Here is a 19,416-nt window from a genome sequence, read left to right on the forward strand (position 1 = left end):
GCCCGGACGCGAAGGCCCGACCCGATGGGGCCTCCGCGCCCGGGCCGGATCTTGGGTTCGGCGGGCGGGGCGGCTCGGGAAGAATGGGGGGCGTGGCGGTGGAGATGAGTCGGGAGCGCTTCGAGGAGCTGGTCGGCGACGCCCTCGACGAGGTGCCCGAGGAACTGCTCGGGCTGATGAGCAACGTGGTGATCCTGGTCGAGGACGACCCGCCCCCGGGCGACGGTGACCTGCTCGGCCTCTACGAGGGGCACGCGCTCACCGACCGGGGCTGGGACTACTCCGGCGTCCTGCCGGACCGGATCCTCATCTACCGCCGGCCCATCCTGCGGATCTGCGACAGCGAGGAGGACGTCGTCGACGAGGTGGCGGTGACCGTGGTGCACGAGATCGCCCACCACTTCGGCATCGACGACGACCGGCTGCACGACCTCGGCTGGGGCTGAGACGCGCCTGCACCGGGTCGAACGTCACCCGGCTGGCCCATCGCCTGGCGGCCCCGCCGGGCCGCCGCCGGTTGCGCCGGCCACCTACCCTCCGGGCAGGTACCCCGAATCAGGAGGCACTTCCATGCGCAGCGCGCTGTTCTCTGCGGAGAACCTGGAGAAGGAGTCCGCCCAGCCCGGCATGCGGCTGCAGAACTCCAAGATGTTGAAGATCGAGCTCAACGGCGAGGCGATGGCCCGGGTCGGGTCGATGGTCGCCTACCAGGGTCAGGTGCAGTTCCAGGCGCTCGGCTCCGGCGGCCTGGGCAAGTTCCTCAAGCAGAAGCTCACCGGCGAGGGCGTCCCGCTGATGAAGCTCAGCGGCCGGGGTGACGTCTTCCTCGCCGAGCTGGCCAAGGACGTGCACATCATCGACCTGGAGCCGGGCGACTCCCTGTCCATCAACGGCTCCAGCGTGCTGGCCTTCGACTCCACCCTCCAGTACGACATCCGGATGGTGGGCGGTGCCGGGATGGCCTCCTCGTCCGGCCTGTTCAACTGTGTCTTCACCGGCCACGGCCGGATCGCGATCACCACGAAGGGCACCCCGGTGGTGCTCAACGTCGACGCCCCGACGTACGTCGACCCGCAGGCCGCCGTCTGCTGGTCGGCCAACCTCCAGACCGGCTACCACCGGGCCGAGCAGTTCGGCCTGGGCTCGCTGCTGGGTCGCACCACCGGCGAGGCGTTCACGATGAGCTTCGCCGGGCAGGGCTTCGTGGTGGTGCAGCCCTCCGAGGAGCCGCCGGTCGCCGGCAGCGGCGCCCAGGAGCAGCAGGGCGGCCTGCTCGGCGGCCTGCTGAGCTGACCGGGGGCGGGAGGTCCGGGGCGGGGTGTCCGGGCAACCGGCTGCCCCGGTCTCAGCTCAGTTCGCCGGCGCGCAGCCGGGCCAGCCAGGCCGCCGCGTCGGCGTAGTCGGCGTCCGAGAGGCCGGCCGGCGCGGGGACCGGCCGCTCGCCCGCCCCGTCGACCCAGCGGTGCCGGGGGTACGACCCGAGGAAGCGGACGTCCGCGCAGACCCGGCGCAGCCCCCGCAACGCCTCCCCGAGCCGGACGTCGGCCACGTGACCGGTGCAGTCGAGGAAGAAGACGTACCGGCCCAGCGCCTCGCCGGTCGGGCGGGACTCGATCCGGGTCAGGTTGACCCCGCGCACCGCCAGTTCCATCAGCACCGACAGCAGGGCGCCCACCCGGTCGTGGGCGATGTAGACGGCCAACGACGTCACGTCGTCCCCGGTGGGGGGCGGCGGCGGGCCGGGGCGGGACAGCAGGGCGAACCGGGTCACCGCGTCGGCGTGGTCGGCGATCTTGTCGGCCAGCACGGCGAGCCGGTGCCGGACGGCCCCGATCGGGGCGCAGATCGCCGCGTCGTACTCGCCACCCGCAGCGCCGGCCGCGGCGGCCCCGTTGGAGAGCACGTCGACCACGACGGCGTCCGGCAGGTACGTGCGCAGCCACCCCCGGCACTGGGTGGACGCCTGTGGGTGGGCGGCCACCGACCGCACCGACGCCAGGGACGTCCCCTGGCGGGCGCCGAGCACGAACTCGACCGGCAGGATCACCTCCCGCGTGATCACCAGGGGCTCGCCCTCGGCCAGCTCGTCCAGGGTCACCCCGACCGCGCCGCCGATCGAGTTCTCCAGCGGCACCAGGGCCGCGTCGGCGTCCCCCGCCCGGACGCTCTCCAGCGCCTCACCGACGCTGCGGGCGGGCGTGCGGGTGCCGCGTTCGGCGGCGGGCACGGTGCGCAGCGCCTGCTCGGCGAAGGTGCCCTCGGGGCCGAGGTAGACGAAGCGGGTGGGCGGTGTTCCGGGCATGTCGCCCAGCCTACGCACCCGGTACGCCCCCCGGGACGGCGTCGCAGGCGAGTGTCCGGATGCCGGTCGGCCCGGCCACCCGTACCTCGATGGTGCAGACGTCGGTGCCGGCGGTGACCAGCTCCAGCGCGCCCGACCGGTTCCGGGTGACCACCTGGAGCTCCTCGTGCCCGGTCACCCGGAGCACGGTGTACTGCCACTCCCCGGCGCAGAGCGGGCCGGTGCGCACCCGCACCCCGACCGACCGGGGCAGCACGTCGGCCGAGCCCCGCAGCAGCATGATCACCCGGTCCCCGGACGGGCCCTCGCGGCAGGTGGTGGCGACCAGGTCGGAGCCGGCGGTGGGCGACGGGACAGCCGGCGGCGGGGAGACCGGGGCCGGTGGGACGGTCGGGGTGGCGGTCGCGGTCGGGCCGGCGGAGGTGGTCGGCACCGGGACCGGTCGGCGCAGCTCCGGCGGCGTGCCGCAGCCGGCGGACGCGAGGGCGAGGGACGCGACGGCGAGCAGCACGGCCGGGCGGGGCGGCCGGCGGGCTGCGGCGCGGTGCGGTGCGGTGGGCGGCACGAGCCGATCCTTGCATCGGAGGACGTCGTGACGGCCGGGTGGCCGAGCCCATCGTAGGAGCCACCGACGCCCCGGTGAAGGCCGGCAAACGGATCCTCAGTCGAGGATGCGGTGGCCGGCCCGGCGCAACGTGGCGGTCGCCTCGTCCAGCCGAACGGCCGGGACCAGCACGTGGTCCGTGTCATAGGTGGAGAACGCCACCACGTTGACCCGCGCCTCGGCCAGCGGGGCGACCAGCGCGGTCAGGGTGCCGGTCACCGGCTGGCCGAGGGGACCGACGATCCGCAGACACCGCCAGTCGGTCTCGACCTCGGCCGGGGCGCGGGACGCGGGGCAGATGACCGAGACCCCGTCGGAGGACCAGCTCACGCTGACCACCTCGCCGTCGCCCAGGTCGCTCCAGAGGGCGGGCCGCAGGGCGGAACCGGCGGCCAGCCGGCACACTGCGTACTCCCCCGGCAGCAGAACGACATCGAGCATGAGGGCACCCTACGGCCTGGAGGCGGGCCCGACCCAGCGTCAAAGGGTGCGGCGAGCGCCACATTCGCGCAGTTCAGGCCGGAGATGGGCGGATCAGATCTCGGAGAAGAACGTGAGAGAGCCGGCCACCTTGCCGTGGGTCAGCACCGGCGTGGAGATGGCGTCCACCGTGGCGTCCGACCGGCCCGCCGCCGAGGCCTGGACCCGGAGCAGCCCCCGGGCGAGGCGCCCGGAGTGCACGGCGAGCAGCGGTGGGATCTTGTCGGTCTCCTGCTCGGTCAGCTCGCCCCGGTTGGCGGTGAAGTCGAGCAGGCGCAGGCACCCGTCGAGCAGCGGGAGGCCGATCACATCCTCGGGGCGGCCCAGGCAGAGCAACTCGCAGCCGGCCGTGGAGACCGCGACGACGCGGGTGTCGGCATCGATCAGCAGGCAGGGCTCGGAGGCGTGGGACACGGTGGCGGACCACTGGCCGAAATTGTCGGACTCCTGCTCCAGCGGCGTCCCGGCGACGGGCACGAACGCTTCCGAGAGCGAGAGTTCGACGTGGGCCACCGCGCCTCCTATGTACACCGACGGTCTGTCCACGCTAACCGGTCGTCGCGGGACCGCCGACCGCGCTCCAGCCACCGGGCCGCCGGTGATCAGTTGTTCCGACTCGGGCGGCCGACGACGGCGCGGCCGGTGCTCCGGGTGGTGACCGGACCGCGTGGCGTCGCCGGAGACGTTACCGGCGGTTGGCCGGCTTGTCAGCCGCCGTTCGGCCGTCGTCATACCACCGGTAGTCGGCGGCGGGACGGTACGTGCCGTTCATCCAGGTGCCAGGGTGCTGCGCGACCCGGGCCAGCTTGTCGGCGGTGGCGGGGCTGATCCGGTTGCCCCCGGCCACGAGCAGGCGGTCCAGCTCGCGGTGGGTGGCCATCAGGCAGTCCTTCGGCAGGCCGTACACGCTGATGACGCCGGAACCGACGAAGGTCAGCACCGGCGTCACCGGGATCGGCAGCCCTACCGCCTCGGAGAGCGCCTTGCTCGCCCGCTTGGCGTCCCGACGGGTCTCGGCCACGTAGGGCGGACGCTTGCCGTTGATCTGGACGACATCCCCCGCCACCAGCACCCGGGCCCGGCCGTGGTCGGCGATGGTCACCGCGAACAGGCCGCTCGGGCCGATCGCGAGGAAGCCGGCCCGGTCGTCCTGCCCCTGGTCGAGGAGGAGGTCCGATGTGTCCGTGCGGGGCCACTCGATGACGTGCCAGGCCGGCCCGAGGTGGTCGAGCCGGCCGAGGGCGCGTGCCCCGGCCGCCTCCAACCGGCGGGCGCCGCGCTCGGCGCGCCGGCGGCGAGCCCACTCCAGGGGGCTCGGACGGACCGGCTCGAGCGCCCCCGACGCCTCGGCGCGGGGGTGCGGCACCGAGACGGGCGGCAGTGCCCGCGAGGTGGGTGCGGCTCGACGTGCGGGAAAGACAGTCATCGCGACCTCCGGCAAAAGGTCCCTCGAAGTTATGTCCTCACTACCCTACGTCGTCGTACCGGGTACCCGGCAAGTCGGAGCGCCGGAGTGAGTGTGGATGAATGCCATATTCATCCACAGACGTTTTACCGGATGCCGCCAAACCCTGCCCTACCCTAGGCCGAGTGACCCACTACGTGGACAGCGAAGTCGGCCGCCTCGGCACGGTGCTGCTGCACCGACCCGGCCCGGAACTGGCCCGACTCACCCCGCGCAACAACGACTCGCTCCTCTTCGACGCTATCCCATGGGTGGGAAGGGCGCAGGAGGAGCACGACGGGTTCGCCGCCGCGCTGCGCGAGCGCGGGGTGGAGGTGCTCCACCTCGCCAGCCTACTGGCCGAGACGCTGGCCGTCGGCGAGGCCCGCGCCGAGCTGACCGAGCAGGTGCTCAGCTCGCCCCGGCTCGGCGACACCCTGCGCCGCCGGGTCGCCGACCACCTCGCCTACCTCGACCCGGCCGCCCTCGCCGACGTGCTCATCGCCGGGCTCGCCCACGAGGAGCTGCGGATCAGCCAGGAGCGGCCGGGCGGGCTGGTCTACGCCCTGATGGACCGGCACGACTTCGTCATCGACCCGCTGCCCAACCTGCTGTTCACCCGGGACTCCTCACTGTGGATCGGGGACCGGGTCGGGGTGACCAGCCTGGCCATGCCGGCCCGGCGCCGGGAGACCACCATCACCGACGCGATCTACCGGCACCACCCGCGCTTCGTCGGCACGGAGTTCGTCTACCACCCCGGGCTGGAGCACCTGGAGGGCGGCGACGTGCTGCTGCTGGCCCCCGGGGTGCTGGCGGTCGGGGTGGGCGAGCGGACCACGCCCGCCGGGGCGGAGCGGCTCGGCCGGCAGGTCTTCGCCGCCGGGCTGGCGCACACCATCCTGGTCGTCCCGATCGCCCAGGAACGGGCCACCATGCACCTGGACACGATCTGCACGATGGTCGACGCCGACGCCGTGCTGATGTACGCGAACGTGGCGAGCACCCTGGCCGCGTACACGGTGGTGGCCGGGCCGGACGGCGAGCTGCGGGTGGACGGGCCCGCGCCGTTCCTGCGCGCCGCCGCCGACGCGATGGACCTCGACCAGCTCCGGGTCATCGACACCGGCCTCGACCCGGTCACCGCCGAGCGGGAACAGTGGGACGACGGCAACAACACCCTCGCCCTGGCCCCCCGGCTGTGCGTCGGCTACGAACGCAACACCGGCACCAACGCCCAGCTCGAACGGGCCGGCATCGAGGTCATCCCGATCGCCGGCTCCGAGCTGGGCTCCGGCCGGGGCGGCCCGAGGTGCATGTCCTGCCCCCTGGTCCGCGAGCCCCTGAACCGGTAGGGGGGTGGAAGCCCCTGCCGACGCCAGGCGTCGGCAGGGGCCCGCCGGCCCGGGACGGGCGGCTCAGCGGAGGGTGAGCTGACGGCCGAGCAGGCCGTGCCGGGCCCGGCGGCCCGCCGCGTCCAGCGGCTCCCCGGTCTCCAGCGCCTCGGCGTAGCGCTTGGCGAACTCGGTCACCGGCTCCTCCCACTCGGCGGCCGGGACGTCCTCGGGCAGGTCCCAGACGGGCACGAGGCGGCCGTGCGCGCGGAACATGCCGGCGAACTTCGTGTTCCCGCCGAGGGGCAGCGTGCCCGCCGCGCTCAGCCGGGCCAGCGCGTCCAGGGCGGCGTCCTCGTCGTCGGGGAGCACCCAGCGCACGTGCGCCTTCTCCGGCACCTGGCACCAGTACGCGGCCCGGGCCGCGGCGAGCCGCACGGTCGGGTAGATCGCGGCGTTGGCCCGCTCCAGCGAGGCCTGGACGGTGGGGTCGTCGGCCGCCCCCGGGTCGAGCCAGAACTCGAAGCCCTCGTGCATGGTGACGTCCAGCGGCCCGTCGACCAGGATGTCCTGGAGCCGGGGTCCGGGTCCCGGCAGCGGCGGCACCGCGACCGGCTTGCCGGGCTCGGCGCGCAGCGCGCAGAGCAGCGCCTCGGCCAGGTCCCGGGAGACGTCACCGGACTGCTGGTGACGCTGGAGACCGACGAGGACCCGGCCGTCGGCCTTCGCGATCGCCGGGGCCGCCATGGGCAGCACGGTGGCCAGGGTGACCGGCCGGTCGCCGTGCTCCTCGACCAGCTCGGGGGCGAGCCGCAGCGGCGCGGACGCGGCCGGGACCAGCTCGCGCAGCGCGATCCACTCCGGCTCGTCGGTCAGCCCCTCGAACGGTCGGGGGACGAAGATGTCCCGCACCTTCTCCCGCTTGGGGGTGGCTTCGGCGGGCCGCTGGCTCTTTCGACGCTTGCTCACGGCGAACCAGCCTAGAGGCCCCGCCGGAGGCGGCGGACCCGGCCCGCCTCGCGGAACGCCCCGACCGGCCACGGACCCGGCCCGCCTCGCGGAACGCCCCGACCGGCCACGGACCCGGCCCGCCTCGCGGAACGCCCCGACCCGCTCGGGGCGGGACCGGGTCAGCCGGCGGCGACGAGGTCCGGGCGGGGGGTGCCGGCGGGGTCGAACTCGGCCCAGACGCTCTGCCCGAGGCCGTCCCGGTCGACGCCCCACCGGGTGGCCAGGCCGGAGACGATGTGCAGGCCCCGACCGTCGACGGCGTCCGGGCTGGCGGCCCGCATCCGGGGCCCGGTGCCCGCCCCGCCGTCGGTGACCCGGAGCTGGACGAGGTGCCCGTCGCCGGGGACCGGGCTCAGCCGCCAGGCCACCCGCACCACCCTGCCGGGGAGCGGGTCGGCGTGCCGGATCGCGTTGCCGACCAGCTCGGCCAGGACGGCTACCAGGTCGGCCAGGAGCACCGTGGGGACGAGACCGGTCAGCTCGTCGGCGAGCCGGTGCCGGGCCAGGCGCGCGCCGGTGGGGTGGTGCGGCACCACCACGCACCACGACCGCTCGACCGACCCTGAAGTCACCGCGCTCCTTCACGCCCTCCGGGTGGCGGCCCGGCCGCGCTCACGCGCGCGGCAGCCGCACCTCCGCGACCGTACCGCCACCTGCCCTCGGCCGGAGGGATACCCATCCATTCTGCTGCTCGACGATCCGGCGGACCAGGTACAGGCCGAGCCCGGCGCCCGGGTAGCCCCGGCGGTCGCCGGACTCGCCCTGCCAGAACCGGTCGAAGGCCCGCTCCACGTGCTCCGGCCGGATGCCGATGCCCCGGTCGCTGACCCGGAACGACACGGTCTGGTCGTTGCCGGTGGCGGCGATCTCGATCGGGGAGTCGGGCGGGGAGTACTTGTCGGCGTTGGTGCCCAGCTCGGTCAGCACCGTGGTCAGGCTCTGCCGGTCGCCGACCGCCTTCGGCAGGCCGGCCGGCACGTTCAGCACGATCCGGCGGCGCAGGTCGGCGGGCAGGTCCGCCACCGCCGACCGGAGCGCGTCGCCGAGGTCGAACTGGGCCGGCGGCTCACCGGGGCGTCCCTCGGTGGCGGAGGCGAGTAGCCGGTCGACCAGCCGGGCCAGCTCGTTGGCCCGCTGCCCGATGACCTGGGCGGCCTGCCGCCGGTCGACATCGGTCAGCGAGTCCCAGTGGTCGGTGAGGGTGTCCGCGTACCCCTTGATGACGGTTACCGGCGTGCGCAGCTCGTGGCTGGTGACCGCGACGAAGAGGTCCCGGTCCTGGTCGCGTAGCTGCTGGTCGGTGATGTCCCGGAAGGTGACCACCCGCAGCGCGCCGGGGCCGGGCAGCTCACCCGAGGTGATCTTCAGCCAGCGGCCGTCCGGCAGCCGGTGATCGAGGACCTGACCGGACGGGGGGAGCGGGAACGGCAGCGGACGGTTCAGCGCCTCGGCGACCGAGAGGCCGGTCACCTCGGCGGCGGCCGGGTTCCACAGCCGGACGTGGCCGCCCCGGTCGACCACGGCCAGCCCGTCGGCCAGCGCCGCCACCACCGGGCCGTCGCCGTGCACCGGCAGGCCGCTCTGGTCGCCGTACATGTGCGCGATGCAGGCGGCGATGTACGCCATCACCTCGTGCTGCCGGTCGGCCGTCGAGTCGTCGTGGTCGAGGTAGAAGGCGTGCAGGCTGCCGACGGTGAGCCCGCCGATCTCGGCCCGCGCGACCACCATCCGACGCAGCCCCCGGTCGGTCAGCTCCTCGCCGATCGGGCCGGGGATCCGGTCCACTCGGATGTCGCGGACGCGGGCACCGGAGAGCAGGCAGACGGTGGCGGGGTCGGTGGGCGACACCGGGCGGCCGACGGCCCACTCGGCGCCCCCGGTCGCGGCGATCACCCGGCCGCCCGCGGGCGCGAACTCCACGAACGCCGTGCTGACCGCCCCGACGGTCGGCTGCACCACCTGGAGCAGCCGGTTCAGGACCGGCAGCCCGGCCTCGCCAGAGTTGATCATCTCGATCACCCTGCCATGGCCGGCGATGAGAGCGGCGAGGTCGGTGCGCTCCGGCATGTCCCGAGTGTGCCGTGCTGACCCGTACATCGACACCCCTGGCTGCTCGGTCACCCGGGCCGGGCCGCCGAGCCAGCGGGTCATTCCGCCCCGGGGACTCATCGGCCCAGCCGGGCCAGCGCGTGGGCCGGCCGGTCGGTGATGATCCCGTCGACCCCGGCGTCGAGAACCAGCTCCAGGTCGGCGGGTTCGTTGACGGTCCAGACGTACACCTGGTTGCCGGCGGCGCGTAGCGCGGGCACCAGCCGCGGTCGGGCCCGCACCAGCCCGATCCCCGGCCCGGCGATCCGGGTGCCGGGCGGCAGCCGCCCGGGTGGCAGCCAGCGCGGCAGCACGTCCAGCAGCAGCACCGTGGGCAGGCCGGGCGCCAGGTCGTGGACGCGGCGCACGGCGAGCGGGGAGAAGGACATCACGGTGACCCCGACCGGGCTGCCCGCCCCCGGCTCCGCCAGGCCGTACCGGCGCAGCAGGGCCACCAGGCGGCGCTCGACGTCCCGGCCGTACCGGGAGGGGTGCTTCGTCTCGACCAGCAGCCGGACCGGCCGGCCGGCGGCCAGCACGGCGTCCAGCAGCCGTTCCAGGGTGAGCAGCCGGGTGTGCGACTCGTCGGGCGGCTCGTCGCCGTCCGGCGGGGCGCAGCCCGGGTGCCAGGAGCCGAAGTCCAGCGCCTCCAGCTCGGCGAGCGTGCGGGCGCTGACCAGGCCGGTGCCGTTGCTGGTCCGGTCCAGCCGCCGGTCGTGCACGCAGACCAGGTGACCGTCCCGGGTCAGCCGGACATCGCACTCCAGCCCGTCGGCGCCCTCGTCGAGGGCCCGCAGGTACGCGGCGAGGGTGTGCTCCGGCAGGTCGGCCGAGGAGCCGCGGTGGGCGAAGACGAGGGGACCCATGCCCGTCGCTCTCAGATGACCTGGCCCGGCCGCCCGCCCGTATCGACCACAGGTCGCCCGACGGCGGCCCACTGGCGCATTCCGCCGTCGGCGTTGCGCACCTGGTCCCAGCCGTTGTTCATCAGGTAGGCCACCACCTGCGCCGAACGGCCGCCGGAGCGGCAGATCACCGCCACCTCGCGATCGGTCGGGACCTCGGCCAGCCGGGCCGGCAGCTCCATCATCGGCAGGTGGTGGGCGCCGGGCGCGTGCCCGGCGGTCCACTCGTCGTCCTCCCGGACGTCGAGCAGGTAGGTGTCGTCGGTGATCTCGGTCACGGGCACGGTGGGAACCTGGGGTCCGAACACGGTCACCAAGCCTAGATCCTCACCGGACCGGAGCGGCGGGCGACGTGCGGAAGAGGTCGGCGCGCCGTGCGACCCGGCCCGTGGCGCGGTCAGAGCCGGGTGATCCACCGGGGGTTGGCCTGGGCCCAGTCGGGCATCCGCTCCCGCCGGGCGGCGTCGAACAGGTCGTTCCCCCCGCCGTCGAGCACCACGTAGGAGACCTCGTCGATGGTCTCCGGGTGGGAGGGGACCTGGACGCCGGTCAGCGCGTCCGGGGGCAGGTCGCGCAGGGCGAGCGCCAACTCCTCCAGGGGCACCCCGTTGGTGTCGATGGTCAGCGACGCGCCGACCGCCCGGATCAGCCGGTCCAGCCGCACCGGGTCGCGTCGCAGGTTCGTCTCGCCGGCCCGGTCCAGCATCGCCCGCAGGAGTTGCTGCTGGTGGCGCTGCCGGTCGTAGTCGCCGCCGGGCAGGTCGTACCGCTGGCGGACGTAGTCCAGCGCCCGGGCGCCGTCCATCTGCTGGCAGCCGACGGGGAACAGGGTCCTGGTGTGGATCGAGCGGACCTCGGTGTCGACGCACATCCGGATCCCGCCGAGCAGGTCGACGACCTGCCGCAGCCCGGCGAAGTCGATCAGCGCGGCCCCGTCGAAGCGCAGGCCGGTGAGCCGGGCGAGGGTGGCCGAGAGCAGCCGGACCCCGGCCTCGCCGCCGCCCCCGTGCTCGTACGCGGAATTGATCTTGTCGCTGCCGCCGGCCCAGCCGTTCGGCGCGGGCGGGATGGCCACCAGCAGGTCGCGCGGAATGGAGATCAGGTACGCCCGTTTCGTGCCGGCCGGCACGTGCACCACGAGGACGGTGTCCGACCGCTGGTCGTCCCCGGTGGCGCCGGGCCGCTGGTCCGAGCCGACCAGCAGGTAGTTCAGCGCGTCGTCGAGGTGGGTCCGGTCCCGCCGGGCAGCCGGGTCGAGCAGCTGCTCCCGGGTCACCGTGCGCTCGTACCGGTGGCTCAGGATCTTGATCCCGGCCACCGCGGCGGCGGCCAGCAGGGCCAGGGCCAGGCCGGCCCCGAGCAGGGCCCGGCTCCACCGGGGTACGCCCCGGCGGGTCGGCCCGCGCCGCCCCTGTCCGGTTCGCCCTGACCTGACCGTGACGCCCCCCGTCGCCGTACGTGAAACTCGCTCACATCAGGCTACGGGGGGCGGCTTGGCCGGCGGGTGGCTTTCGCTCAGGTCGGACGGCTACTTGCGGGTCGACAGCACGCCCGGGTTGGCGTACACGAACTCGGCGAGCTTGTCTTCCTTGATCGCCTGGAACATCTCCATGGTCTGCGGGCTCAGCGACTCCTTGGTGCCCGAAGCGTTGGCGTGGAAGGTGCCGCCGTTGGTCCGCAGCATGGTCAGGTCGTTGCCGGTGACACCGCGCATCGTGTAGATGAGGTCGATGACGGGTACCCCGCCGGTGTCCAGGACGAACGCCTTGCCGGCCGCCTTGATCAGCCCGTTGAGCTTCACCGGGTTGGTCAGGGTGCCGTTCTCGGTCGCCTTCTTCGCCATCGCCTTGATGAGCTGCTGCTGGTTCTGCTGCCGATCGTAGTCGCTGTTCGGCAGGCCGTAGCGCTGCCGGGCGTAGTCGAGGGCGGCCCAGCCCTTCATCTCCCGGCAGCCCTTCTTGTGCACCACCGGGGTCATCGTCCTGCCGGTCTTCTTGGCGTCGGCGTTCCACATCGGCTTGCCGTCGACGTACGACATGTGGTGCGACTTGACCTCGTGGCTCACGCAGATCCGCACGGTGCCCAGGGCGTCGATGACGCCCTTGAATCCGCCGAAGTTGATGATCGACGCACCGTCGAAGCTGATGCCGGTCATCTTCTTGATCGTCTTCGCCATGAGCTGCGCGCCACCCTCCCAGCCGCCCCCGTTCTGGGCGCCGAACTGGAACGCAGAGTTGATCTTGTCCAGGCCGTGGCCCGGGATCTCCGCCTCGGTGTCGCGGGGGATCGAGATCAGGTACGCCTGGTCGTGCGAGGCGGGGATGTGCAGCACGATGATGGTGTCCGCCCGGACGTCGTCGGCGGCCCAGCGCTCCCGGGCGTCCACGCCGAGCAGCAGCATGTCGATCGGGCCCTCCAGGTTCGCGCCGCCCTCGGCGTCGGACTTGCCGGCGTCGCCGAGCAGGTTGCGCTGGGCGATGTTGCCGGTGGCCTGGCCGATGAGCGCCTTGCTGCCCACGATGGCGATGCCGCTGGTCATCATCAGCACCGCGCCGAAGGCCACGGTGAGGCGCGCCCACAGGGGATCCTTGCGGCGGGTCCGCTTCTTCGCGGGGCCGCCACCGGGGCGCTTGCCGCCGCGGCGGGGCTGCGAGGAGACGACCGACGGGATCCGTGCGGCTGCGCCGACGGGCTCCAGCGACGGGGGGCGACGGCTGGCTTGAACCGGCATGCGTGCTCCAGCTCGCGTTTTCGGGGGGCGGGGGCGGGACCACTGTACGTACCGCTTCCCGTCATGGCGAGTTCGTCACGCGGTTATTTGTCGTTCTCCCGGCCGTCTCTTGTGGGAATTGCCCGAACGTCCAGGTCGATGCAACCGGTCGGCGGTTTGGCCCCCGGTGAAGGGGGTTCGACCGCCGACCGGCGATGACGTCCGTCGAAGTAACGGGTGTCTGTGTCAGTTCCCGTTACCCGTGCCGTCGGCCGGCTGGTTGGCCTTCACCCAGTCGGCCATCGTGTCCGCCGACATGGCCTGGTACATGGTCAGGGCCTTCTCCCGGTCGGAGACCACCACCGACTCCCCATTGATCGTCTCGCTGCCCGAGTTCGGGCTGGTGACGAAGATCAGGTTCTCCCCGCGCAGGCTGCGGAACTGCAATGCCATGTCGACCAGCGAGAATCCCTGGTCCACCGTGACCGCGTCGGTCACCGACTGGAGGAAGGCGTTCAGCTTCTTCGGTTTGGTCAGCGTCCCCGTGCTGGCCGCCTTGTCCATCAGCGCCTTCAGGAATTCCTGCTGGTGGCGCATCCGCGCGAAGTCGCCGTCGGGGAACTGCTTGCGCTGCCGGATCCAGTCCAGCGCCTCGGCGCCGTTCATGTGCATGGTGCCCTTGGTGAACTTCCGGAACGGCTTGTGGATCGACGTGACCGACCGCTCCACCTTCAGGTCGACCCCGCCGAGGGCGTCGGTGACCTGCTTGAACCCGGCGAAGTCGATCGCCAGCACGTGGTCGATCCGCACGTCGGTGAAGCACTCCACCGTCTTCACGGCCAGCGGCAGGCCACCGAACGCGAACGCCGCATTGATCTTCGCCCGCTGGCCCGAGCCGCACTCCGACTGGGCGTTCTCGGGGATCGGCACGTACAGGTCGCGGGGGATGGAGACCAGGTAGGCGGACTTGTGGTCGGCCGGGATGTGCATGACGATGATCGTGTCCGCCCGCCACTGGCTCTGCTGGTCCACCGGGGCGTCCGGGTCCCGCGAGTCGCTGCCGACCAGCAGGATGTTCAGCGCGCCGTCCACCGCCTTGGCCGGGCGACCGCCCGTCAACTCCGAGAACGGGTCGGTGCGGGCCAGGTCGTTGTTCAGGTTGCGGGTGTAGAGCCAGGCGCCCGCCCCGCCGAGCAGCGCGAGCACCAGCACCGCCACGCCGGCCACCAGGCCGATCCGGCGCCACTGCGGGCGCGGCCCGCGCCCGCCCGGCCGCCCCGGCCCGCGGGGACCGGTGGGGCCGCCGGGGCCGCCCGGCCCGCCGAAGCCACCGCCCGGCGACCGGTCGCCGGGCGAGGGGTACCGCTGGGCGTCGGGCACGCGGGCGCGTCCCGGGGAGCCCTGGCCGGGGCCGGGGACCGAGGCGCGTCCGGCGCTGCGAAGCAGGTGCGGGAGCGGGACGCCGGCGGGAGTGGTCGCTGACATGTACCCGAGGGTACGTAGCTCCGTCGAGCGCCGCCGCGAAGTGCAGGTCGCCCGGCGGGGCGACCTTCGCCGGGCGGCTACCCTAGCCGCTCGCGGAAGTACTCGATGGTGCGCCGGAGGCCGTCTTCGGGCGCCACCGACGGCTCGTAGCCGAGCAGTTCACGGGCGAGGGTGAGGTCCGGTCGGCGCATCTCCGGGTCGTCGGCGGCCCGGGTGACGTACGTCACCTGTGACGTGCTTCCGGAGAGTGACACGACCAACTCGGCAAGTTGCCGCATGGTCAGCTCGTGCTCGGTGCCGCAGTTGACCGGGCCGGTCTCGGTCGAGTCGAGCAGCAGCAGGATGCCGCGCACCAGGTCCTCGACGTAGCAGATCGACCGGGTCTGGTTGCCCGTGCCGTGCACCGTGATCGGCTCGCCGCGCAGCGCCTGCGAGATGAACGTCGGGATGGCCCGGCCGTCGTCCGGCCGCATCCGAGGGCCGTACGTGTTGAAGATCCGCACGATCGCGGCGTCCAGCCCCCGGTACCGGTGGTACGCCATCGTGGCCGCCTCGGAGAACCGCTTCGCCTCGTCGTAGACGCTGCGCACGCCGATCGGGTTGACGTTGCCCCAGTACGTCTCGCGCTGCGGGTGCTCCTTCGGGTCCCCGTACGCCTCGGAGGTGGAGGCCATCAGGAACCGGGCCCCGTCGGCGACCGCGCGGTCCAGCAGGTGCAGGGTGCCCACCGAGCCGACCCGGAGGATCTCCACCGGCAGGGTGGCGAAGTCCGTGGGGCTGGCCGGCGAGGCCATGTGCAGGATCGCGTCGAACCGCTCGGCCAGCGCCGGGTGGTGGGTCGGCAGCCCGTCGGAGATGTCCGCCTCGACCAGCGTGAAGGTCGGCTTCTCCAGCAGGTGGGCGACGTTGTCCTTGGAGCCGGTGACGAAGTTGTCCAGCACCACCACCATGCAGCCGCGGGCGACGAGGGAGTCCACCAGGTGCGACGGCACGAAGCCGGCACCGCCGGTGACGAGGACACGGTGACCGGAGCCGAAGCGCGGAGCGACCTTCATGCGGCCAGCCTACAGAGGTGAGGAGGGGCCCCCTGCCAACGCCTCGGCGTGGCAGGGGGCCCCTCGACAGCTCGGCCGGTGCGGTGCCGAGCGGGTCCGACTCAGTGCGCGCCGGCACCGGTGAGCGCGCGCACCTCCAGTTCCGCGTACTTCTTCTCGTCGTGCTCATTCGAGATCATGGTGCCGATCCACCCGCACAGGAAGCCGAACGGGATGGAGAGGATGCCCGGGTTGGACAGCGGGAACCACTGCCAGTCGTGGTCCGGGAACATCGAGTTCGGTGCCCCGGAGACCACCGGCGAGAAGAACACCAGGACCACCGCGGCGAGCAGGCCGCCGTAGATCGACCAGACCGCGCCGGAGGTGTTGAACCGCCTCCAGAACAGGCTGTAGAGAATCGCCGGCAGGTTGCCCGAGGCGGCCACCGCGAACGCGAGCGCCACCAGGAAGGCCACGTTCAGGCTCTGTGCGTAGATCGACAGCGCGATCGACACCGCGCCGATGACCAGGGCCGAGAGCCGGGCGACCCGGACCTCCTGGCGTTCCGACGCCTGCCCCTTCTTGATCACGTTGGCGTAGAAGTCGTGCGCCAGGCTGGACGAGGAGGCCAGGGTCAGTCCGGCGACCACCGCCAGGATGGTGGCGAAGGCGACCGCCGCGATGATCGCCAGCAGGGTCGCGCCGCCGAGGTCGCCGCCGAAGAAGTCCCTGCCGAGGGCCTCGGCTAGCTGTGGCGCGGCCGTGTTGCCGGCCTTGTCCTGGGCGACGATGTCCTTGCCGCCGACCAGCGCCGCCGCGCCGAAGCCCAGGGCCAGGGTGAGCAGGTAGAACGCGCCGATGATGCCGATCGCCCAGAGCACGCTCTTGCGGGCCGCCTTGGCCGTCGGCACGGTGTAGAAGCGGATCAGGATGTGCGGCAGGCCGGCCGTGCCGAGCACCAGCGCGATGCCGAGCGAGAGCAGGTCGACCTTGTTGTAGAACGTCTGCGTCGCGTCGCCGGCCACCTCGACGCCGTACCGCAGGCCCGGTTCCAGGAAGGCGCTGCCCTTGCCGGAGGCGGCGGCGGCGTCGCCGAGCAGCGACGACAGGTTGAACCTGTACTTCGCCAGCACCAGCAGCGTCATCACCAGCGCGCCGGTCATCAGCAGGAACGCCTTGACGATCTGGACGTACGTGGTGCCCTTCATGCCGCCCACGGTGACGTAGATGATCATCAGCGCGCCGACCATGATGATCGTGGCGACCTTGGCGGTGTCGGCGTCCATGCCGAGGAACGTCGTGCCCGGCCGGATGCCGAGCAGCAGCGCCACCAGCGCGCCCGCGCCGACCATCTGGGCCAGCAGGTAGAAGATCGACACGGTGATGGTGGAGACCGCCGCCGCCGTCCGGACCGGGCGCTGGCGCATCCGGAACGCCAGCACGTCCGCCATCGTGTACCGGCCGGAGTTGCGCAGCAGTTCGGCGACGAGCAGCAGCGCCACCAGCCAGGCGACCAGGAACCCGATGGAGTAGAGGAAGCCGTCGTAGCCGTAGAGGGCGATGATGCCGGCGATGCCGAGGAAGGACGCCGCCGACATGTAGTCGCCGCCGATCGCCATGCCGTTCTGGAAGCCGGAGAAGGACCGGCCGCCCGCGTAGAAGTCGGTGGCGGTCTTGGTCTGCCGGCTGGCCCACACGGTGATGGCCAGGGTGATCGCCACGAAGACCAGGAACAGGGTGATGGTCAGGTTACGGGCGGTGCCGCCGCCCGCCTCAGCCGCGAGGACCGTGTTCACGGTGCACCTCCCCGATCTCGGCGCGGATCCGGTCGGCGACCGGATCGATCTTCCGGTCGGCGAACCGGGAGTAGAGCCAGGCGATGAGGAACGTGGAGACGAACTGGAGCAGGCCGAAGACCAGGGCGACGTTGATGTGGCTGCCGAACAGCCGCGTGCCCATGAAGTCCCGCGCGTACGCGGAGAGGATCACGTAGAGCGCGTACCAGAGGAAGAACGCGACGGTCATCGGGAAGACGAAGCCGCGCAGCGCGCGACGCAGGCCGGCGAACTCGTCCGACCGCTGCACGGCGAGGTACCGGTCAGCGGCGGACGCCGTCTCCGGCGCGGCCGGCGACGGCGCGTCCGGCGCGGGTGTGTCCGTGGACATCTGTGGATCACCACCTTCACAGGCGTGGGGAGTTTCGCGCACGGTAGGAACCGCGCCCCTCAGCCGGGAAGGCATGGATCGACCCCGGTCGACCACTGCGCCGAACGGTCGCCTGTCTGCGCCGAGTGACACACGTCACTCCGGTGACCGGTGGCCGGTGAGAGTCCCCACGTCGGCGAGGTGGCGGCCTCCCCCGCCCGCGTCGCCGACCTGGTCCAACCGCTCAGGTCAGCTCGTGGTACCGGCCCCGGTAGTGCAGGAGGGGGGTGGTCTCCTCGGCCAGGGTGACGGCCTCGATGGTGGCCTCGACCAGCAGCGCCCAGCCGTACTCGCGGGCGGTGTCGAGCCGGCAGCCGGTCCAGCCGCCGGCGTCGGCGGGGACCGGGCCGTACTCCGTGTCGGTCCACCCGCCGGTGGCGAACAGGCCGCCCGGCGACGGGAACAGGCCGGCGAACCGGTCGGCCAGCTGCCGGTGCGCCGGGCCCAGCGGCGTGACCGCGAACCGTCCCGCCTCCTCGACCGCCGCCCACAGGTCCGACTCCGGGTCGACCAGGCCGAGCAGCCGGTCCGGCTCGCCCTCGGCGACCAGCGTGGACGACACGGTCAGGCCGGCCGGCCCGGGCGCGGTCCAGAGCGTCACCGGAGCCGCGAGGCGGCCCCGCAGCCGACGGGCCGGGGACCTCTGCCCGGCGGGCACGGCGAACGGGTCGGTGTGGTGGATCTCGGCACCCGGCTGATGATTCACGTGAAACATTGTGCCGCCCCGGGCGCGTGCCCAGCCCAGGAACCGCTCGTGCAGGCCGGCCCGGCGCTCGTGGCCTCCGAGCTGCGCGAGCTGGTCGCCCGCCTCCGCCATCAGGTGTCCCAGGTAAACCAGCAGCGCCGTCCGGTTTCCTCGGTACTCCACCCGACGCCTGGCGCAGCTTCATCCACCGGGCGAAGTCCTAGCACCAATGATCGTTTGCACGTAATGGAGAACGACACGCCGTGTTCTTGTCGTTTTTCGACAGACGATCGAGGAAACGTCACTCGTCGGTGGTGAGGGAGCGGCGGGCGGCGGCCAGCACCTCCGGGTCGGCGCAGCCGGCGGCGTACCCGGCGATCCGGCGGCGGATGTCCCGGCCCAGCAGCCACACCCCGACCCGGTCGGCGAGCGGGCGCAGGAGCGCCGGTCGGCAGCGGAAGCTGTACCGCCAGGTGGCGACCGACGTGCCCGGCTCCGGGCCCGGCGCGAACCGCCAGCCGCCCGCGAACATCTCGAAGAACCACGGGCCCCGAACCATCTTCATCCCGACGTGGCTCGGCGGCGCGAAGGAGACGTACTCGCTGACCATGGTCAGGCCGTGCCGGGACCGGGTGAAGGTGCGCACCCCTTTGCCCGGCCGGGTGGCCCCGTCGGTGAAGTGCTGCTCGCGGACGAACGGGTCCCAGCGGTAGCGGACCGGGGCGACGGTCTGCGACACCGCGAAGGCCAGCTCGGGCGGCACCGGGACGGTGACCAGCGACTCGACGACGGGCATCGGCCCATTGTGCCGCCGCCCGCCAACCCGCGCAGGAGGACGGCCGGCGGCGGGTGCGCGGGGGCCTTATCGTGCCGGGCATGACCCCAATGACGCCGCAGAAGCTCGCCCAGACCCGCATCCTCGACGTCAACGCCCTGGCCCGCAACGAGGTGGACCTGCGGACCTACCCGCACCGGCACCTCGTCCTGGTCGCCCGCCCCGGCCTGACGCACAGCGGCGTCACCCAGCTGATGGAGGGCGTCGAGTACCTGTGCCAGTTCGGGTGGGAGCTGGTCAACGTCACCGACGGGAACCCGCTCTTCTACGCGTTCCTACGCCGCCGCTGACCCG

22 protein-coding genes are annotated in these 19,416 nt (G+C 72.9%); 4 read left to right on the top strand and 18 right to left on the bottom strand.

Features of this window, described 5'->3' with window-relative positions; genetic code table 11:
- Positions 1-98: 98 nt before the first annotated feature.
- Both C5N14_RS12180 and C5N14_RS12185 read left to right on the top strand, forming a co-directional pair.
- Positions 99-446 carry a metallopeptidase family protein gene (locus C5N14_RS12180; RefSeq protein ID WP_207892711.1) on the top strand — a complete coding sequence of 116 codons (348 nt, stop codon included), beginning with the start codon at positions 99-101 and terminating at the stop codon, positions 444-446.
- 124 nt (positions 447-570) lie between these two features.
- On the top strand, positions 571-1,293 hold the full coding sequence (locus C5N14_RS12185; protein ID WP_117668198.1) for an AIM24 family protein: 723 nt from the start codon (positions 571-573) through the stop codon (positions 1,291-1,293).
- A 52-nt stretch (positions 1,294-1,345) separates the two neighbouring features.
- On the opposite strand, the gene pheA is transcribed toward C5N14_RS12185, so the two are convergent.
- From pheA to C5N14_RS12210, 5 genes are all read right to left on the bottom strand, one after another.
- Positions 1,346-2,302 carry a prephenate dehydratase gene (pheA, locus tag C5N14_RS12190; protein ID WP_117668199.1) on the bottom strand — a complete coding sequence of 319 codons (957 nt, stop codon included), beginning with the start codon at positions 2,300-2,302 and terminating at the stop codon, positions 1,346-1,348.
- 10 nt (positions 2,303-2,312) lie between these two features.
- Positions 2,313-2,813, bottom strand: a complete 501-nt coding sequence (locus C5N14_RS12195; protein ID WP_117668289.1) for a hypothetical protein — start codon at positions 2,811-2,813, stop codon at positions 2,313-2,315.
- 150 nt (positions 2,814-2,963) lie between these two features.
- The gene (locus tag C5N14_RS12200) at positions 2,964-3,347 is read right to left on the bottom strand and encodes an ACT domain-containing protein (RefSeq protein WP_117668200.1); all 384 of its coding nucleotides are present in this window, start codon (positions 3,345-3,347) and stop codon (positions 2,964-2,966) included.
- Positions 3,348-3,440: 93 nt separating this feature from the next.
- Positions 3,441-3,899 (bottom strand): PAS domain-containing protein, encoded by a 459-nt coding sequence (locus C5N14_RS12205; protein WP_117668201.1) that lies wholly within the window; start codon positions 3,897-3,899, stop codon positions 3,441-3,443.
- A 172-nt stretch (positions 3,900-4,071) separates the two neighbouring features.
- Positions 4,072-4,812: a hypothetical protein gene (locus C5N14_RS12210; RefSeq protein WP_117668202.1), complete on the bottom strand. Its 741-nt coding sequence runs from the start codon at positions 4,810-4,812 to the stop codon at positions 4,072-4,074.
- Positions 4,813-4,976: 164 nt separating this feature from the next.
- Between C5N14_RS12210 and C5N14_RS12215 the strand changes: the two genes are divergently transcribed.
- A complete protein-coding gene (locus C5N14_RS12215; RefSeq protein WP_117668203.1) occupies positions 4,977-6,185 on the top strand; it encodes an arginine deiminase in 1,209 nt (402 codons plus the stop codon).
- A gap of 63 nt (positions 6,186-6,248) precedes the next feature.
- Here C5N14_RS12215 and C5N14_RS12220 read toward each other — a convergent pair whose 3' ends face one another.
- From C5N14_RS12220 to C5N14_RS12280, 13 genes are all read right to left on the bottom strand, one after another.
- Entirely contained in the window at positions 6,249-7,133 is an 885-nt protein-coding gene (locus C5N14_RS12220) for a DUF5926 family protein (RefSeq protein WP_117668204.1), read from the bottom strand.
- A gap of 161 nt (positions 7,134-7,294) precedes the next feature.
- The gene (locus C5N14_RS12225; RefSeq protein ID WP_207892712.1) at positions 7,295-7,714 is read right to left on the bottom strand and encodes an ATP-binding protein; all 420 of its coding nucleotides are present in this window, start codon (positions 7,712-7,714) and stop codon (positions 7,295-7,297) included.
- Between the two features lie 73 nt (positions 7,715-7,787).
- A complete protein-coding gene (locus C5N14_RS12230) occupies positions 7,788-9,242 on the bottom strand; it encodes a PAS domain-containing sensor histidine kinase (protein ID WP_117668290.1) in 1,455 nt (484 codons plus the stop codon).
- A gap of 98 nt (positions 9,243-9,340) precedes the next feature.
- The gene (locus C5N14_RS12235; protein ID WP_117668206.1) at positions 9,341-10,129 is read right to left on the bottom strand and encodes a glycerophosphodiester phosphodiesterase family protein; all 789 of its coding nucleotides are present in this window, start codon (positions 10,127-10,129) and stop codon (positions 9,341-9,343) included.
- Between the two features lie 11 nt (positions 10,130-10,140).
- Positions 10,141-10,476, bottom strand: a complete 336-nt coding sequence (locus C5N14_RS12240) for a rhodanese-like domain-containing protein (protein WP_117668291.1) — start codon at positions 10,474-10,476, stop codon at positions 10,141-10,143.
- Between the two features lie 89 nt (positions 10,477-10,565).
- Positions 10,566-11,504 carry an LCP family protein gene (locus C5N14_RS12245; RefSeq protein WP_243639504.1) on the bottom strand — a complete coding sequence of 313 codons (939 nt, stop codon included), beginning with the start codon at positions 11,502-11,504 and terminating at the stop codon, positions 10,566-10,568.
- 192 nt (positions 11,505-11,696) lie between these two features.
- Positions 11,697-12,899, bottom strand: a complete 1,203-nt coding sequence (locus C5N14_RS12250; RefSeq protein ID WP_117668207.1) for an LCP family protein — start codon at positions 12,897-12,899, stop codon at positions 11,697-11,699.
- A gap of 225 nt (positions 12,900-13,124) precedes the next feature.
- Positions 13,125-14,363 (bottom strand): LCP family protein, encoded by a 1,239-nt coding sequence (locus C5N14_RS12255; protein WP_117668208.1) that lies wholly within the window; start codon positions 14,361-14,363, stop codon positions 13,125-13,127.
- A gap of 77 nt (positions 14,364-14,440) precedes the next feature.
- The gene (locus C5N14_RS12260; RefSeq protein ID WP_117668209.1) at positions 14,441-15,418 is read right to left on the bottom strand and encodes an NAD-dependent epimerase/dehydratase family protein; all 978 of its coding nucleotides are present in this window, start codon (positions 15,416-15,418) and stop codon (positions 14,441-14,443) included.
- A 101-nt stretch (positions 15,419-15,519) separates the two neighbouring features.
- Positions 15,520-17,193, bottom strand: a complete 1,674-nt coding sequence (locus C5N14_RS12265) for a cation acetate symporter (RefSeq protein ID WP_117668210.1) — start codon at positions 17,191-17,193, stop codon at positions 15,520-15,522.
- The gene (locus tag C5N14_RS12270; RefSeq protein ID WP_117668211.1) at positions 17,171-17,563 is read right to left on the bottom strand and encodes a DUF485 domain-containing protein; all 393 of its coding nucleotides are present in this window, start codon (positions 17,561-17,563) and stop codon (positions 17,171-17,173) included. Before C5N14_RS12270 ends, C5N14_RS12265 begins: the two co-directional genes overlap by 23 nt.
- Positions 17,564-17,786: 223 nt before the next feature.
- Positions 17,787-18,470 carry a flavin reductase family protein gene (locus tag C5N14_RS12275; RefSeq protein WP_243639476.1) on the bottom strand — a complete coding sequence of 228 codons (684 nt, stop codon included), beginning with the start codon at positions 18,468-18,470 and terminating at the stop codon, positions 17,787-17,789.
- 118 nt (positions 18,471-18,588) lie between these two features.
- A complete protein-coding gene (locus C5N14_RS12280; RefSeq protein ID WP_117668212.1) occupies positions 18,589-19,083 on the bottom strand; it encodes an SRPBCC family protein in 495 nt (164 codons plus the stop codon).
- Positions 19,084-19,163: 80 nt separating this feature from the next.
- On the opposite strand from C5N14_RS12280, the gene C5N14_RS12285 reads away from it, so the two are divergent.
- Positions 19,164-19,412: a hypothetical protein gene (locus C5N14_RS12285; protein ID WP_243639478.1), complete on the top strand. Its 249-nt coding sequence runs from the start codon at positions 19,164-19,166 to the stop codon at positions 19,410-19,412.
- Positions 19,413-19,416: the final 4 nt, after the last annotated feature.

Origin of the sequence: Micromonospora sp. MW-13 (assembly GCF_003434305.1) — a bacterium.
GTDB lineage: Bacteria > Actinomycetota > Actinomycetes > Mycobacteriales > Micromonosporaceae > Micromonospora.

What these genes read in the sequence shown, in the direction of transcription:
- C5N14_RS12280 (WP_117668212.1), bottom strand. Translation starts at nt 19,083, where the DNA reads ATGCCCGTCGTCGAGTCGCTGGTCACCGTCCCGGTGCCGCCCGAGCTG.
- C5N14_RS12260 (WP_117668209.1), bottom strand. Translation starts at nt 15,418, where the DNA reads ATGAAGGTCGCTCCGCGCTTCGGCTCCGGTCACCGTGTCCTCGTCACC.
- C5N14_RS12255 (WP_117668208.1), bottom strand. Translation starts at nt 14,363, where the DNA reads ATGTCAGCGACCACTCCCGCCGGCGTCCCGCTCCCGCACCTGCTTCGC.
- C5N14_RS12200 (WP_117668200.1), bottom strand. Translation starts at nt 3,347, where the DNA reads ATGCTCGATGTCGTTCTGCTGCCGGGGGAGTACGCAGTGTGCCGGCTG.
- C5N14_RS12230 (WP_117668290.1), bottom strand. Translation starts at nt 9,242, where the DNA reads ATGCCGGAGCGCACCGACCTCGCCGCTCTCATCGCCGGCCATGGCAGG.
- C5N14_RS12285 (WP_243639478.1), top strand. Translation starts at nt 19,164, where the DNA reads ATGACCCCAATGACGCCGCAGAAGCTCGCCCAGACCCGCATCCTCGAC.
- C5N14_RS12270 (WP_117668211.1), bottom strand. Translation starts at nt 17,563, where the DNA reads ATGTCCACGGACACACCCGCGCCGGACGCGCCGTCGCCGGCCGCGCCG.
- pheA (WP_117668199.1), bottom strand. Translation starts at nt 2,302, where the DNA reads ATGCCCGGAACACCGCCCACCCGCTTCGTCTACCTCGGCCCCGAGGGC.
- C5N14_RS12210 (WP_117668202.1), bottom strand. Translation starts at nt 4,812, where the DNA reads ATGACTGTCTTTCCCGCACGTCGAGCCGCACCCACCTCGCGGGCACTG.
- C5N14_RS12250 (WP_117668207.1), bottom strand. Translation starts at nt 12,899, where the DNA reads ATGCCGGTTCAAGCCAGCCGTCGCCCCCCGTCGCTGGAGCCCGTCGGC.
- C5N14_RS12235 (WP_117668206.1), bottom strand. Translation starts at nt 10,129, where the DNA reads ATGGGTCCCCTCGTCTTCGCCCACCGCGGCTCCTCGGCCGACCTGCCG.
- C5N14_RS12185 (WP_117668198.1), top strand. Translation starts at nt 571, where the DNA reads ATGCGCAGCGCGCTGTTCTCTGCGGAGAACCTGGAGAAGGAGTCCGCC.